The 16,203-nt window shown below is 56.4% G+C and carries 13 protein-coding genes and 1 pseudogene; 9 read left to right on the top strand and 5 right to left on the bottom strand.

Going from position 1 to position 16,203, the window contains the following annotated elements; translation table 11 throughout:
• Window positions 1–3: 3 nt before the first annotated feature.
• The 5 genes from WBL42_RS05180 to WBL42_RS05160 all read left to right on the top strand — a co-directional run bounded on the left by WBL42_RS05180 (window position 4) and on the right by WBL42_RS05160 (window position 6,268).
• The gene (locus WBL42_RS05180) at window positions 4–753 is read left to right on the top strand and encodes an ABC transporter permease (protein ID WP_424720200.1); all 750 of its coding nucleotides are present in this window, start codon (window positions 4–6) and stop codon (window positions 751–753) included.
• Between the two features lie 146 nt (window positions 754–899).
• Window positions 900–2,042, top strand: coding sequence for an aldo/keto reductase (locus WBL42_RS05175; protein WP_424720199.1), 1,143 nt, complete (start codon window positions 900–902; stop codon window positions 2,040–2,042).
• 588 nt (window positions 2,043–2,630) lie between these two features.
• Entirely contained in the window at window positions 2,631–3,050 is a 420-nt protein-coding gene (locus WBL42_RS05170; RefSeq protein ID WP_424720198.1) for a MarR family winged helix-turn-helix transcriptional regulator, read from the top strand.
• Between the two features lie 55 nt (window positions 3,051–3,105).
• Window positions 3,106–5,502, top strand: a complete 2,397-nt coding sequence (lon, locus tag WBL42_RS05165) for an endopeptidase La (protein WP_424720197.1) — start codon at window positions 3,106–3,108, stop codon at window positions 5,500–5,502.
• A gap of 199 nt (window positions 5,503–5,701) precedes the next feature.
• Window positions 5,702–6,268: a Holliday junction resolvase-like protein gene (locus WBL42_RS05160; RefSeq protein WP_424720195.1), complete on the top strand. Its 567-nt coding sequence runs from the start codon at window positions 5,702–5,704 to the stop codon at window positions 6,266–6,268.
• Between the two features lie 205 nt (window positions 6,269–6,473).
• Here the strand turns inward: WBL42_RS05160 and WBL42_RS05155 are convergent, their stop codons facing one another.
• The 3 genes from WBL42_RS05155 to WBL42_RS05145 all read right to left on the bottom strand — a co-directional run bounded on the left by WBL42_RS05155 (window position 6,474) and on the right by WBL42_RS05145 (window position 7,657).
• Window positions 6,474–6,761 carry a hypothetical protein gene (locus WBL42_RS05155; protein ID WP_424720194.1) on the bottom strand — a complete coding sequence of 96 codons (288 nt, stop codon included), beginning with the start codon at window positions 6,759–6,761 and terminating at the stop codon, window positions 6,474–6,476.
• A gap of 89 nt (window positions 6,762–6,850) precedes the next feature.
• The gene (locus tag WBL42_RS05150; protein WP_424720193.1) at window positions 6,851–7,129 is read right to left on the bottom strand and encodes a hypothetical protein; all 279 of its coding nucleotides are present in this window, start codon (window positions 7,127–7,129) and stop codon (window positions 6,851–6,853) included.
• Between the two features lie 285 nt (window positions 7,130–7,414).
• Window positions 7,415–7,657: a hypothetical protein gene (locus WBL42_RS05145; protein WP_424720192.1), complete on the bottom strand. Its 243-nt coding sequence runs from the start codon at window positions 7,655–7,657 to the stop codon at window positions 7,415–7,417.
• A gap of 931 nt (window positions 7,658–8,588) precedes the next feature.
• Here WBL42_RS05145 and WBL42_RS05140 point away from each other — a divergent pair.
• Genes WBL42_RS05140 through WBL42_RS05130 form a run of 3 tightly spaced genes read left to right on the top strand, consistent with a single transcriptional unit; the run spans window position 8,589 to window position 13,059 of the window.
• Window positions 8,589–11,063, top strand: coding sequence for a PAS domain S-box protein (locus tag WBL42_RS05140; RefSeq protein ID WP_424720191.1), 2,475 nt, complete (start codon window positions 8,589–8,591; stop codon window positions 11,061–11,063).
• A 26-nt stretch (window positions 11,064–11,089) separates the two neighbouring features.
• Complete coding sequence (locus WBL42_RS05135; RefSeq protein ID WP_424720190.1) at window positions 11,090–11,539, top strand: response regulator; 450 nt, start codon at window positions 11,090–11,092, stop codon at window positions 11,537–11,539.
• Window positions 11,540–11,562: 23 nt separating this feature from the next.
• Window positions 11,563–13,059, top strand: a complete 1,497-nt coding sequence (locus tag WBL42_RS05130) for a PAS domain S-box protein (protein WP_424720189.1) — start codon at window positions 11,563–11,565, stop codon at window positions 13,057–13,059.
• Window positions 13,060–13,182: 123 nt separating this feature from the next.
• Here WBL42_RS05130 and WBL42_RS05125 read toward each other — a convergent pair whose 3' ends face one another.
• Together WBL42_RS05125 and WBL42_RS05120 are read right to left on the bottom strand one after the other, a co-directional pair.
• Entirely contained in the window at window positions 13,183–14,676 is a 1,494-nt protein-coding gene (locus WBL42_RS05125) for a DHA2 family efflux MFS transporter permease subunit (protein ID WP_424720188.1), read from the bottom strand.
• 145 nt (window positions 14,677–14,821) lie between these two features.
• Window positions 14,822–15,244: pseudogene (locus tag WBL42_RS05120) on the bottom strand (Wadjet anti-phage system protein JetD domain-containing protein); the annotation flags it as partial.
• Between the two features lie 167 nt (window positions 15,245–15,411).
• Here WBL42_RS05120 and WBL42_RS05115 point away from each other — a divergent pair.
• A complete protein-coding gene (locus tag WBL42_RS05115) occupies window positions 15,412–16,203 on the top strand; it encodes a DUF6544 family protein (RefSeq protein ID WP_424720187.1) in 792 nt (263 codons plus the stop codon).

The raw sequence follows: 16,203 nt of genomic DNA, 5'->3' as shown, positions 1-16,203 counted from the left end.
ATCATGGACATCATCTACACCATCTGGCTCCGGAATATGAAGCGGTACATCCGGTCGAAAAGCCGCATCATCGGCAGCATCGCCATGCCGCTCTTCTTCCTGCTCTTCCTCGGCTTCGGCCTGAATTCCGTAGTACACCTGCCCGGGCTCGGCGGGAACTATGTTGTCTTCCTGGTCCCGGGCATGGTAGCGATGAGCGTCATGTTCACGTCTGTGTTCTCCGGTATCCAGGTGATCTGGGACAAGCAGTTCGGATTTTTGAAAGAGACCCTTGTTGCACCGGTCTCGCGTCTGGAGATCATGCTGGGCCAGACCGCCGGCGGTGCAACAACGGCCGTCATCCAGGGTTTCATGATCCTCGTCCTCTCCCTCTTCATCGGGCTCAATGTCTCAAGCATTGCCGGGTTCCTGATCGCGCTGCTGTTCATGGTGCTGATCGGCATCTCGTTCACGGCCTTTGGCATTGCGATCGCGTCCCGGATGGAAGACATGACCGGGTTCCAGCTGATCATGAACTTTGTCATATTCCCGATATTCGGCCTGTCAGGAGCACTCTTCCCGGTCAGCTCGCTGCCGGCATGGATCATGCCGCTGATCCTGATCGACCCCCTGACGTACGGCGTGGAAGGGATACGGTACGGCCTGACCGGGGTGTCCCAGATCAACCCGTTGGTCTGCCTGGCGGTGATCGGCGGGTTTGCCGTGGCAATGACAATGATCGGGGCATTCCTCTTCAAGAAGATCAGGATATAACCAACCCACTTCCCTGGAGTATCAGGCCCCTTTAAAACAATAATTTCCCTGCCGGTGCCTTTCCCGTTCCGGCGTGTAATCCCCCTAAGCAATGTTTTATACCGTATTACGGACGCACACTGGATCAAGGATATCGGTGATGGACTATGCTCTACCGGAAGATGAACAAGGCCGCACCTGAACTCTCCATCCTCGGGTTCGGGTGCATGAGGCTCCCCGTAACGGAGAACGGGCAGATCGATGAGGACCAGGCGACCGGGATGCTCCGGTACGCGATCGACAACGGGGTGAACTATATCGATACCGCGTATCCCTACCATAACGGCGGGAGCGAACCGTTCGTGGGCCGGGCCCTCGCCGGCGGATACCGGGAAAAGGTGAACCTGGCAACCAAGCTCCCGAGCTGGCTGGTCACGTCCCGCGAAGACATGGACAAATATCTCAATGAGCAGCTCGCCCGGCTCGGGACCGATCATATCGATTTCTATCTTGTGCACGGGCTCAACCGGCAGTTCTGGGATAACCTCTTGGCCCTTGGTGTCACGGAGTTCCTCGATGAAGCGGTATCTGATGGCCGGATCCGCTATGCCGGCTTCTCGTTCCATGACAATGTCTCGCTCTTTAAGGAGATCGTGGACGCGTACGACTGGACGTTTGCCCAGATCCAATACAATTTCATGGACGAGCACTACCAGGCGGGAACGGAGGGGCTGGAATACGCGGCGAAGAAAGGGCTCGGTATCGTGGTGATGGAGCCGGTCCGGGGCGGCCTGCTGGCACGGGACCTCGCCGGGGTAAAAGAGATCTGGCAGATGGCGAAGGCCCGGCACCCGCCTGCTGCATGGGCCCTTCGCTGGGTCTGGAACCACCCGGAAGTGACCGTCGTCCTCTCCGGCATGTCGTCCCCGGAACAGGTCCGGCAGAACGTTGCCCTTGCCAAAAAAGGTCTGGCGGGCTCGCTTACCCACGCAGAACTCTCCCTGTATGTGAAGGTCAGGGACGAGCTGGAGAAACGGGTCATCATCCCCTGCACAGGATGCAAGTACTGCGTCCCCTGCCCGCATGGCGTGAGCATCCCGGAATGTTTCGAGATGTTCAACCGGGGGCACATATACGAGGACGAGGAACAGGCCCGGCAGCATTATTCGATGTTCCTTGGAGGTTTCTTCGATGGCAAGCCCCATTTTGCCTCGGTCTGCGAGGAATGCGGGGAGTGCGAGGAGAAATGCCCCCAGGGCCTCCCGATCCGCGAGCACCTGAAGGCCGTTGCGGAATATTTCGGGAAATAATTTTTGGAAATGACGGCTCTGTTGAAATCCTTAGCCGGTTATGTAAAATCCTGTTTCTGGGGATCAAAGTCCCATTTGAATTCGAATCAGAGTATCACAAGAATGTTCTGACAATATGAGCATTCCCACCCCCTACGGGGGTCGCTCGGGCGCCTCGGTTTGGCCCTCGCTGGGCGAGAAAGTTGATCGAAAAACAGTTGTCACGGAAGGGGGGGTCAAGGGTGCCCCCCTTGGGCTGCCTCCCCCTCTGGGGGAGTGGGGGGTCACACTCATAACGACCACAGAGACTCTCGAACCTCCCATAGATCGAGGATTTCAACAGAGCCGAAATAACATATACTCCGGAGCGTCAGCCGGACCCGGACACTGATGCTGCCGGAAAGAAACTCCCGGTTATTCCCGGTCACTACTGATCGGGGCCGGGACCTGTTTGCCGGGAGGAGGTCCGCGGCACGGGAGTGGTCCCGGCGGATCATCCCCCACCCCCCGGCACTACCCTGCCAAGCTCCCCGGGGCCGTGACAAACCGGATATGTCCTGACCAGCACCTTTATGATTAGGCAAGACCTAACTAACGAAGGATCGGAGTATGATGGAGCACGAGGAGCATCTGCGGGTAGTAATTGAAAACCTGCTCAGGATGAGGAACGAATGCTCCTGCACCATCTTCTCCGAATGCGGACTCTCGGATATGACGGTGAAACAGATCGCGTATCTGAAAACCATTGATGAACAAGGGGAAGTGACGTTCGGCAGGCTTGCTGAGATCACGAGGAACTCAAAACCCACGATCACCGAGATGATCAACAAATTTGTCCGGATGGAGTGCGTATACCGGGACCCCTGCCCTGATGATGGCAGGATCCTGTATATCCGCCTCACCGAGAAGGGGCAGAAGATCGCCAAGGCAGAACAGGCCGCCCTGCACCGGGTGATTGAACGGATGATGGAATCACTGGATGAAGACGAGATGGATCTCCTGATTGGGATCCTGCAGAAAGTCAGGTAATTTTTTTGTCCCTGACTTTAGTTAGGTAAATTCGAACTAAATGATTGAGGAAACCATGCACACAGAAAAAACTGATGATATACAGGAAAAAATACCGGACAGCATTGTCATACCACTATTTGAGATCGTTGTTTTCCCGGACAGCAGGACAAAATTCCAGGTTGACCGGTCCACCGGCGAGCTCCTGCTCGCTGCAATGGAGCAGTCAGATACTGCACACGCAATCGGCCTGACCGTGAAGAGCGGTACCCGGCCCCTCGAACTGACTGCTGAATCATTGTACAGGATCGGCAACCAGTTCCGGATCTCGCATGTCCAGCCCACGGATGACGGGTACCTGGTCTGTGCGCAGGTCGTGGAGAGGGTACGGGCCGTTTCCGTAACGGAAAAGGACGGGCGGTTCTATGCCGGCGTAGAGACAGTTCCCGACCAGGTGGACCTTGAGGCAGAGCTCAAAGAACGGATCCTTGCGGATATAAAACTCACCATCCACGAAATAAGCAGCCGGTTCACGGGCTCCGAGCATTTCACGCAACCGATCGACCGGATGGACTCCGTCAACCAGATCATGGGTTTCGTCATGCCCTTCCTGCCGGTACACCTCGCCGAGAAGCAGGCGCTCCTCGAGATCGTCTCGGTACGGCAGCGTTCCATCACGTTCCTGGAACTCCTCATCAGGACCCGGGAGAACATCGCCATCCGGATCGAGATGGCAAAGAAGGTCTCCGACCGGGTGAGCAAATCGAACCGCGAGGCGATGCTCCGGGAACAGCTGAAGATGATCCAGGAAGAGCTGGGCGAGAGCGACGGTACCGGGGGTGATGCAGGTTACCGGGAGCGGGTAGAGCACGCAAAGATGTCGGAGGATGTGAGGAAGAAGGCCCTTGCCGAAGTGAAAAAGCTCGAGACCGGGGGCAGCCAGAACCATGAGAGTTCCATCATACGCAACTACCTCGACCTCCTGCTCGACCTCCCCTGGGAGACGGAAGAGAAGAAAAGCATCGATATCGGGGAGGCCCGCCGCGTGCTCGAAAGCCACCACAACGGACTCGAGAAGGTCAAGGAACGGATCATCCAGCACCTCGCGGTCATGAAGCTGAAGCAGGAGAAACAGGGTTCGATCCTCCTCTTTGCCGGCCCGCCCGGCACGGGCAAGACCAGCCTCGGCAAGAGCATAGCAGAAGCGCTCGGACGAAAATATGTCCGGGTCAGCCTCGGCGGCATCAGGGATGAAGCCGAGATCCGCGGGCACCGGAGGACCTATATCGGGGCCCTGCCCGGGCGGATCATCCAGGGAATACAGAAAGCCGGTACGAAGAACCCGGTCTTCATCCTCGACGAGATTGATAAGCTCGCGATGTCGTACGCGGGAGATCCGGCGAGCGCCCTGCTCGAAGTCCTCGACCCCGAGCAGAACAGCACGTTCTCGGACCACTACCTCGAGGTACCCTATGACCTCTCCGATGTACTGTTCATCGCGACAGCCAACTCCCTCGCAACGATCCCGGCCCCCCTTCTCGACCGGATGGAGCTGATCGAGATCTCGGGCTACACCAAGAACGAGAAGTTCGCCATTGCTAAAGACCACCTTATTCCCGAGGTCTTAAAAGAGCACGGCCTCGATGCGGAGAAGCTCCGGGTCGGGGACGATGCCCTGAAAGTGATCATCGAGAAGTACACCCGTGAAGCTGGTGTCCGGTGGCTCAAGAAACAGCTGGCAAAGATCGCACGGCACGTCTCCGAGAAGATCGTATCCGGAAAAGCCGATCTGCCCTTTACCGTAACACCGGATATGCTCGACGGGATACTCGGAAAGGAGCTGATCCGGCAGGAAGTTGCGAGGAAAGAGCCTGTCCCCGGCGTAGTGACCGGCCTTGCATGGACCCCGGTCGGCGGGGAGATCCTCTTCATCGAGGGGACGTTCATGCCCGGGACCGGCAAGCTCACGCTTACCGGCCAGCTCGGCGATGTGATGAAGGAGTCGGCTACGATCTCGCTTTCCCTCATCCGTTCCCGGCTTGCCGATTCGCAGGGCGGGTTCAACTTCATGACAAGCGATATCCACATCCACGTGCCCTCGGGAGCAACCCCCAAGGACGGGCCTTCAGCGGGCGTAACCCTCTTTACTGCCCTCTCTTCGCTCATCACCGGGAAGACCGCAGACCCGGACCTTGCCATGACCGGCGAGATCACCCTGAGCGGCGCTGTCCTGCCGGTCGGCGGGATCAAGGAGAAGGTACTTGCCGCTCATCGTGCGGGAATAAAGAAGGTGATCCTGCCAAAAGAGAATGAACGCGACCTCCAGGACGTACCCGAAGATGTCCGGGCCGAACTTACGTTTGTGCCGGTCGGGACCGTTGAAGAGGTCCTCAAAGAGGCGCTGGGCATCGAGCTGCCCCGGACGGTCCTGTTCCACGCAGGCAACGGCGTGGTACCGTCCCAGAACATCTGAACACATGTGTTCCCTTAAAAACCCTGAATCGTGATACGGATGTGGGGGGCTTCCCAAAACACCCCCCCGCAATCCCGGAGAACTCCCCCTTTTCCTCTTCCGGCGCCGTCCCGCACCTGCACACGGATTCATCGCAAACGTGTGCCGCCCGGGCCTTCCCGGCGTTCTGTATCACCCGGGATCGTGTCCTCTTACCGGCATGATCGTATATGGCATCCAGTTTCACTCCCCGCACCACTGCTTCAAGAACTCAGACCGGCCAAAAAATCCTGTGACTCCGCTCGACTATGCCATAATAATTGCGGCATTCATCACAGGCCTTATGGCCTCGTACGTGTGGTTCCGGACAAAGGTCTGTGTCATCGAAGGCCGGGTGCAGAACGACTTCGACCGCTGGAAGAACGAACACACAAAAGAGATCCGGAAGGATTCCGTCAACCGCTCGCGGTCCACGCTGAAAGGAAGGATCTCGGAGCAGATGGCCCCGCTCCTTGCGGAGTTCCCGTATTCTCCCGCTGATGCCCGGTTTATCGGGAACCCGATCGATTTCGTGGTTTTTGAAGGCTACACGGAAGCCAAGGACGGGGACGGCAGCGAGATCACCGTTGTCCTTGTCGAAGTGAAGAAAGGAAAGGGCAGGCTCACGCGTGAGGAGCTGCTCATCAAAAAGGCAGTAGAGGAGGGCCGGGTGACGTGGAAGACGATCTTCCTCAGGGACGAGGCTAACGGAAACGGGGAGCCTGAAGAAGAATCCCCGGGGCCGTAACATCCCCGGGGGCCGTAACGGAATTTTCCGGGGAGCCGGACCCCCCCGACCCCCCGGGCCGGACTGCCGCCACAGGCAGGCCGTTCTTTATTGCACGGGAGTCCGTAATATGAGAATTGTGGCCGGAAAATCCTGATGAACTCTGTTCTACCAGGGTCTCGTGACCCTCCCGGAAAAAATATCTCTCCGGAACCGGACTGCCGTTTCACCGGTCGTTGCCGGTGCCGAACTCCGATTCCTGCCCGTCTTTCTGCTGGTGCTCTTCAATAAGCCTCCGCACCTCATCGTACGCTTTCTGCTTGTCCTTTATACCCGTGAAAAGGATGCGGGTCCCGTCGATGTCGTCCTTGATATAAACCGCCTCGTCATACGCGATCAGCAGGATCTGCCCTCCCGGGCCAAAGGAGTGTTCTTCCCGCTCTCCCTTCATATACCGTTCCCGCTGTTCCCGTGTCGGGGCAGCATACTTGTTGTCGTACCGGAAGACACCCATTACGATCCTCCCTGATTATGATTTATGGCAAGAGTGAGACTCAGCATAGTGGAACTGTCCGGATATGCCCGTTTACCTGATCCCCGGGATCAGATTTTCCCGGTCTTCGTCAGCTTCTTGGAAGGTTTTATTGGTCCCGGGGGATTGGTATGGGCCTGCAGCTCATCGCCGTGGGGATGGGAATGGGCATCATGCCGGGGAGGAAGGGCCGGTTTTGGCTGCGTGTGATGGGGTGGATGAGGCTGCGGGTGAACCATCGGATGGTGCTCCGTATCCTCGTTGTGGCGCTCCTTGTCATAGCTGGGGTGTGACCCGGCATGTGACTGCGGATCACGTGGGCCGGGTTTGTTTTCGTGTCGCGGTGACATACTGAATACTCCCACTTCCTGTAGATAAAACCATTGAAGGTACCGGGAAAGTCAGGCCATCCTGGTAATCCCGGCGATACCTGCCGGACCATCAGCCAGGAATGACCCGGATTACCAGGTTTCCGGTGCACGCGACCGTCACGGTACGCGGGAAACCGGATCCACGGGCACCGGCAGGCAGGACGGCTGTCCGGCCCCCTGTTTAAAAAAAGGAGAATGAGGCAGCAAACCACAAAAAAGCTATGTCGGGGTTGTCTATTACCTCCGGTTGAAGGGTTCCGGGAATTATTTTACCGGCTGGCACCCGACACACGGGGGCACCCGGGAATATGCCGGCTGGCGGTCCGGAGTGACCACGCTGGAGCGCTTCCTGCATTTCGTGCAGGACGCATCCCGGGCTTCCTTGAAATGGTCCCGGGGGGTTTTGTTGACAATTACATTCTCGGCAGAGCAGATCGGGCAGGTGAACCGGATCACATACCCGGTCCGTGTGCCCGTGACTTCGGGTTTCAGGAAATTTTTCGTCATTCGTGCAGGATTTTTAAGAACTTCTTAATCAGTATTCAACCAGAATCGCACCAAAAGGGGACACGGGCACCATGTTCAAAAAGGTTTTGCGGAGAGCAGGAGGGAATATTCCCTGGCCCGTGGATCCCGGAAGGGCGGGCGATGGTGTCAAAACCGTTTATGACTATACCAGTATTCGCTGTATGAGCGTATAGAATGATGGGAAGGTACACGGGGGTTTTTCGTATTTGCCGGCTACCCCACCGGACATTTCCCGGGACCGGGGGGCGTATGACTTCAGGAGGGTCCCCTATGCCGCATAGCTTCAAAAAAAATGAACGTTACGAAGATACACGAGGACCGGCTGATACCGGATTTGCAGAATGAACGGGGAGAATTTATTCGATCGGTTGCTGTGCACACCTGCCTGGAACAAGAATAATACCCTGCCGTGAGGAGGCGGTCACACCTTAATTTTTTACCCTGGACTCCTGTCGGACCACCTTCGCAGGGATCATCCAGTCACGTATACCCGCTACCCGTTCCTTTCCGGAAGCCCGGGAGTTTCCCCACCTGTTCCTTTGCCCGCGGGTGAGGGAACGGTGCACTATAGTGACAGCAGACTCGCGTTTCCTGCAAACGGCGTTGATGCCCCGGGCAGTTCCCCCGGGCAATCCCTGCCAGCAACAATTCCGGTCAAACGAATACGGTGGAGAATGTTTCACAACGGTGTTTCACCCGGATTATTGCCGGTACGGTGCCTCCCCGGTCCTGGTTAAATAACCCGGCCGGAGATGACGGGTGGACAACTCCGGGAATCACCGGCTGTTTCCCCTTCAATGAATGCATTCCCCTCGTCAATGATCCGGTAACCGGGATATTTATTATCTGGCACACCTGATGTAATCTCCATCCAGCTATACTATCCGGTAAATATCGGAGGTGAACTCCCGTGGTTTCCAGAGCTGATGAAGTCACAACCGAATCTCCCGGGGGAGAGGGAACAAGCCCGGAGAAACGTCTCCTCATACGAGTGAGCTTCTTCTCCGGTATCCTGGCCTCTGTTTCGGCTATCCTGGGAATAGTCCAGATATTATTTGGGATCACGCTCTTTTCCAGTCTTTTTTCCGGCAATAAAACCATTGCATTTTCTGCAGCGGTTGCCTGGATATTCTTCGGCGGTGTCCTTGCTATCCACGCGATCAGGCCGCTGGAAAGCATTGTGCGGGCCTGCATTGCCCTCCTCACCGCGGTGATCGCAGTTGCCGCGGCGTTCGAATTTCCCCTGAATATTCTCGGGAAACATTTCATTGTCGAGACGCTGTTCATCCGTCTCGGGAATGCGCTGACCGGCCAGCCTACAACCCCCATCTCCCCGGTAGCAGCCGGCCTGATCATTCCCGCTGCGATCGCGCTCTTCCTCCTGTTCGCCATCCCCCGTGGTTCCCGCTGGTATAAGCGATTTCAGGATATCATCAGTATTACCGGGATATTTATTGCCCTCGTGAGTTTCACGTTCGTCCTGAGTTACCTGTACGGTTCCCCGTTCCTGTACGAGACGCCAATCATCCCCATCGCGTTCATGTCGGCGCTTGCGGGCGTTTTCACCGGGATCGGGCTGGTGGCTTCCGCAGGCCCCTCTGCGATCCCGTGTGTGTATTTTATCGGGGGGAACACCCGTGCGCGGCTCCTTCGGGCGTTTATCCCCCTTACCCTGATCATTTTTTTTATCCAGATTGTGCTCCAGTCCCCCTTTTTTGCCGTACCGGATGCGATCCAGGTTGCGCTGATCCTCGTGGTCTTCGCTCTTCTGACGATCTACGTGGTTGCCCGGGTATCGTCGCACATCGGCTCGTCCATCGATATCGCGGAGCAAAAACGGCAGGACGCGGAAGAAGAGCTCCGGCAGAATTACGGGCAACTCGCTGCAAGCCAGGAGCAGCTCCGCGGGAGCGAGGAGCGGTACCGTTCCCTGTTTGAGAATATGCTGGAGGGATATGCATTCTGCCGCATGCTCTACGATGATGACGGGCTCCCGGCAGATTTCATCTATCTCAATGTCAACCGGTCATTCGACCGGATCATCGGGACAAAGACCGTGACGGGAAAGCGGGTTACCGAGGTATTTCCCGGGATCCGGGAAGCGTTTCCCCAGATATTCGAAACCTACGGGAGAGTCGCGCTCACTGGCCAGCCGGAAGCATTCGATCTCGATTTCAGTCCCGCGGGCAGGTGGCTGCATATCTCCGTGTACTCCACGGAAAAAGAATACTTTGTTGCCATATTCGAGGATATCACTGCACGCAGGCAGGCTGAAGAACGGATAACTGCTTCCGAGGTGCGATACCGTCGTCTCTTCGAATCGGCAAAGGACGGGATCCTGATCCTGGACCGGGACACCGGCGAGATTATGGATTCCAACCCGTTCATCGGAACCCTGACAGGGTATTCCAAAGAAGAACTCCTGGGCAGGCACCTCTGGGATATCGGGTTTATCAGGGATCAGATCCTGTCAAAGATCGCCTTTGAGGATCTGCAGAAAAATGAATACATCCGGTACGAAGACCTCCCGCTTGAGACCAAGGATGGGCAAAAGATCGAAGTTGAGTTTGTCAGTAATATCTACCCGATAAACAATATGCCGGTCATCCAGTGCAACATCCGCGATATCACTGAGCGGAAGCGGGTGGAGAACCTGCGGGAAGAACTCATCAAAGAACTGGAGCAGAAGAACAGCGAGCTCGAACGCTTCACCTACACGGTCTCGCACGATCTCAAGAGCCCGCTCATCACCATCAAGGGATTTTTGGGAGTACTCGAAGAGGATGTCCTCAACGGTGACAACCTGCAACTGAAAAGCGATATCGCCCGTATCTCGGGTGCTACAGAGAAGATGGAGACCCTGCTCGGCGACCTGCTGACGCTCTCCCGTATCGGCCGGATCGCAAACCCGTCCGAGAACGTATCGTTCGAAACGCTGGCCCGGGAAGCCGTGGAACAGGTTGCGGGCGGTATCCGCGATAAGGGTATTGCGGTAACGATACAGCCGGACCTTCCCCTAGTGTATGTCGACCGGGTCCGTATCCTTGAAGTGCTGGTCAACCTCATCGAGAACTCGATAAAATTCATGGGTGACCAGAAGCACCCGGCCATCCAGATCGGCGTGCGAAACGGGCCACAACCTGCTTTCTTTGTACAGGATAATGGTATCGGCATTGAGCCGCAGTATGATAAAAAGATCTTCGGTCTCTTCGAGAAGCTGAACGCGCAGACGGAAGGGACGGGTATCGGTCTCGCCCTCGTGAAACGGATCATCGAGTTCCACGGGGGAAAGATCTGGGTGGAGTCAGCCGGGCTTGGCGCCGGGAGCACCTTCTGGTTCACGCTGCCGGCAGCCACCTGGACCGGGCCAGCCGGAAACAATTAATAATATAAAACCATTAAGGAAATTCCATGGATGGAATAACCGGTGTACCGCTTGTCATCCTTCTCGTGGAAGATAATTATGATCACGCCGAACTGGTAATGCGAAGCATGCGGGACCAGCGGGTGGCAAATGTCATCTATCACGTCGATGATGGGCAGGAAGCGATCGATTTCCTGTTCCACCAGGGAAAATACAGTACCGGCGGGAACAGCCCGCGTCCAAACCTTATTCTTCTCGACCTCCGTTTGCCCCGGGTTGACGGGCTGGAGGTGCTCAGGACCGTCAAGGAGTCTCCCGATCTCCGGCGGATCCCCGTGGTCATCCTGACGAGTTCTGACACAGAGAGCGATGTAGCCCGGTCCTATGATTTCCATGCAAACAGTTACGTGGTAAAACCCCTTGATTTCAAGACCTTCACCCATCTGATGAAGGATCTCGGTTTTTACTGGCTCGGCTGGAATACAAAACCGATCTGATCTTCCCTGCACAGGCGAATTACATGGCTGAACCCGCCCCGGATTATTTACCCGAAGTGAAAAACCGTGTCGTCCATATCCTTGTTCTCGAGGATGAGGATGCACATGCCGAGCTGATCAGGCGCAGCTTCCTGAAGGCAGCGGAGCCATACCGGCTGACAATTGCGCAGAACCTCGGTGAGGCCCGGGCAGATCTTGGTCGTGAAACCCCGGATCTTATTATCGCCGACTGGCTGCTCCCGGATGGGAACGGGATCGATATCCTGCCCCGGAAAGACGGGCTTGCAGAGCTTCCGGTTGTCATCATGACCAGTCATGGCGACGAAAATCTTGCCGTGGAGATCATGAAGTCCGGGGCGATTGACTATATCGTCAAGTCCGAGAGCACCTTTAAGGATCTGCCTCACATTGCGCTGCGGGTGCTGCGGGAATGGGAGAATGTCCGGGAGCGGAAGAATGCAGAAGAGGCTCTCCGACGGTCCGAACTGAAGTACCGGACGCTTCACGAGAGTATGAGGGATGCATTTGTCAGCGTTGCCATGGACGGGCAGATCCGGGAGTATAACACGGCATACCGGGAGATGCTCGGGTATTCCGATGAGGAACTGGTCAGGCAGAGTTACCGGGAGATTACCCCGGAGAAATGGAATGCGTACGAGGAGAAGATCGTCCAGGAACAGATTCTCCCCCGGGGGTTCTCTGATGTCTACAGGAAAGAGTACCGGAAGAAAGACGGTACCGTTTTTCCCGTTGAGCTGCGTGTTTTCCTGATCAGGGACGAGAGCGGCCGTCCGGAGGGGATGTGGGCGATCGTCCGGGATATCACCGGGCGCGTCCTGCAGGAGAAGGCGCTCGCGCTTGCCAACCAGAAACTCCAGCTCATGAACATCATTGCCTGGCACGACATCCAGAACAAGGTGACGAGCCTGCGGGGGTACGTGGAGCTCTCGAAGGACCTGATCGAGAACAAGAAAGTTACGGAGTTTCTCACGATCGAAGAGGGCATTCTCCGGACCATAGATACCCAGATCCAGTACACCAAGGAATACCAGGAGATCGGGATGCAGCCCCCCCGCTGGATCCGGATCCCGGACCTTGTCCGGATGACTGCGTCCCTGATGAACATGGGGCCTGTCAGGCTGGAGGTGCTGATGGACGATCTGGAGCTGCGGTGCGATCCCATCATCGGAAAAGTCTTCTCCCACCTTATCGGTTTCACGCTGGAATGCGGGAAGACCGCAACAGAGATTCGTATCAGCTGCAGGGAAACGCCTGGCAATCACCTCACGGTCGTGTATGAAGACAACGGCGTCGGGATCCCTGAAGGGAAGAAAAAGAGTATCTTTGTCCGGGACGTGGCAAAATTCCACGCGTTCGGCCTGTTCTTCATCCACGATATCCTCGAGATCTCCGGTATGGAAATCATTGAGACGGGTGTCCCCGGGAAAGGTTCACGGTTCGAGATCCTTGTCCCGAAGGGAATGTACCGCACTGGCGGTGCCGGGGATAACCGGGATTAGGGCGTCCTGCCCCGCGGAGAAGGGCAGTGCCCCGTCACCTGCTGCGTCCCGGGCCGGAGGTTTCCCGGGCGCCTGCTCTGGACTACGGGCGAACCTCGTGGCCGGAACTTCCCGGGCGTTTTTTTAGATCATCCCCGTCCCCGGTTCCCGGGGCCCGGACGGATTGCAGAAGTCCGGGTGGATCTCTTCCCGGGCAGCGATTGCGACGAGGATGATCGCGATCCCGAGCAGGAAGGAGAGGAAGAAGGCGAAGTCGAACCCTGAAGCAAGCACGTGCATCTGCAGGTCTGCCGGGGATTCCCTCGTGACTGCGCTGTTTGCGGCGATCGTAAGTACGCCCTGGACGAAGACCAGATTGAAGAAGGCGATCCCGAGGGTGAGGGGGGCGAACCGCTCGAGGCTTGTCAGGCTCGATACCATCCCCTGTTGTGCCCGGGAGACCGAGTTCATCACCATGTTCGAGGCCGGGGTGATCACGAGGCCGAGCCCGAAGCCGATCAGCGCGAGGCTGAAGACTATGTAGCCCGGCGGGGTGTCGGTATGCAGCCGGGTCATCAGGAAGTACCCGGCAGTGAGCGTGATACCGGAGACCACGCAGAGCGCCCGGGGGCCGGTCCGGTTGAAGAGGTACCCGGAGAGGATACCTGCCCCCATCATGGCAAAGGAGAGCGAGGTCATGACGATGCCGGCCGAGGAGGTGTCATAGTTCCTGACGTACTTCAGGTAGAATGGCAGGAGGTAGTTGATCCCCGCGAAGCTGAAGAAGACGAGCGAGAGGAGGAGGTTCGTTAAGAGGAAGTTCCTGTTCCTGAAGAGCCGGAGGTCGAGGACCGGGTCGGCGGCCCGGAGCTCGTGCAGGACAAACCACGCGAGCGTGACTATGGCGAGGGCTGCGAGCGCAAGGATGCCCGGGGAGGTCCACCCGATGCTGTCCCCTTCGGACACCACGAACAGGAGGGAGGCGAGCCCCACGAAGACGAGGCCGGCGCCGGTGGTGTCAAACCCGGCGAGTGCCTTCTGCCCGGTATTACGGGGTATGACCTGTGCCCCGAGCAACACCGCCACGATCCCGACCGGCACGTTGATGAAGAAGATCGCATGCCACGAGAAGTACTGGGTCAGGAACCCACCGATGGTGGGCCCGAGGGCGGTCCCGAGCGCCGCGAGCGTCATGACGATCCCCATTGCCTTCCCCCGCTGGTCCATCGGGATATAGGCAGTGATCATGGCCGGTGCGATCGCCGTGATCATCGCACCGCCGATCGCCTGGAAGATCCGCGAGCCGATGAGCCATGCGAGCGAGCCGAAGAGGTCCGGCAGGACACCGCAGGCCAGCGACCCGAGCGTGAAGATGGCAAACCCCGCAAGGAAGACTTTCTTGAACCCGATGATATCCGAGATCTTCCCGAAGACCAGCACGCAGCCGGCCATCACGAGGAGGTAGGCGGTCGCGACCCAGCTGACGGTGGCCGTGGAGACCTGGAACGCCTCGGAGATGGTCGGGAGGGCGATGTTGACGATGGTGCCGTCGAGGCCTGCCATGAAGGTGGCGAGGGATATGGAGAGGATCAGGAGGGTGAGGCCTGCTTCCGCTTTTCCGATAGTGGGGGATGCCATTTGATCTAATGTGGGCGAAGGGAGGTGATGAGGGTTGTGGGGGAAGTGGGATGGATGTGAGGAAAAAGAATTCTGATGGGAATCAACCATTCCTCCTCAATAAAGATGTAATGACCCGGCTTGATCAGTGGGATCAATCGGTTGATCAACGTGGATCAACGGCAGATAATATTGATTGATCATCATCTTTTTCATTGGAGTTTTCTATCGTAGTTTCAAGAATTTTTTTAACCGCATACGAATGTGGAATTTTTTCTTGCTCTAACCGATTTCTCTCATTATTTTCGAGGAGATATGTGAATAATTGATGCTCTTCTGGAGTTAAATGCGCTAACTCAAATACGATGGTATCAACTCCCGATATTGTAAGATCCTTGAAATCATTGAAGGTGTCAAAATCCATCATACACGACCGTGTTTGAGGAAAATATCCTCGTATTTGAGATAAAATTTGGAAGCCGTGAGCGTCAATATCTCCCCCATAAATAATTTGTTTATCCGATAGCCACCCTGCATTTTTTAGCAATCCGATCTGAAATCCCTCTCCAAAAATTGCAATAGACTCCGCTAGATTATGTAACGATCATGGAAAATACATTTTCCGGATTGATCGTGTAGTATCTCAAGTCATCATGTCCCTGGTATCCGATCCTCGTAATGAGATGCTGTTGAAACAACGATGCGCCTCGCGTATCCGGAAACCTCAATATTCTCTCCCGTTCCATATTCATCATAATGCTCCCCGCACTCTCCCGCTTCCGGAATCCCTACACAATAGAAGTACAGAAACGACTGAAACCGTGTCCCACGGATTCTGTTGTCCGGGAAGAAGACCTTGCATATCTTCCCGGGCCGGTCCGGAATTATTTGCATTATGCCGGGGCGGTCGGAAAACCAAAAGTCTGTAATTTCCGGGCTGAAGGTACCGGCAGCCTGAAACGGTCTCCAGGCAGCCGGTGGATGGATATCGCTGTACAGCAGTACAACTTTTTCGATGACCCCGCACGGCTGTATTACATCAGGTCCTCGCTGTTTGGGATCCCCTTTGACAGCCTGCATGCATATACCGGCGATCACGCTACCATGAAGATCAATGTCGCATATTTCTTCCCGGTGGTTGACGCGGGCGGAGAGAAGATGACCATGAGCGAGACAGTGACGCTCTTCAACGACATGTGCCTGCTTGCACCCGCAACCCTGATCGATAAGAATATTCTCTGGGAACCGGTAGATCCCCTCTCGGTCTGGGCCCGGTTTACCCACAACGGGATCACCATCTCGGCGATGCTGTATTTCGGGGAGAACGGCGAACTGGTCCGGTTCGTCTCGGATGACCGCTATATGTCGCCAGACGGGAAGACATTTGCCCGGTACCAGTGGTCGACCCCGGTGGGGGAGTACCGGGATTTCAACGGGCGCAGAATACCGGTGTATGGTGAAGCAGCCTGGAACCTGCCGGAAGGAGCATTTACTTACGCCCGGTTCACGTTAACAGACATCACGTATAATTGTTCAGAATTCCGGTAA

The sequence above is a fragment of the Methanoregula sp. genome (genome assembly GCF_049686655.1).
Lineage (GTDB): Archaea > Halobacteriota > Methanomicrobia > Methanomicrobiales > Methanospirillaceae > Methanoregula.
Note: the sequence above shows the minus strand (reverse complement) of the source record. Positions and strands in the feature narration are given on the sequence as shown.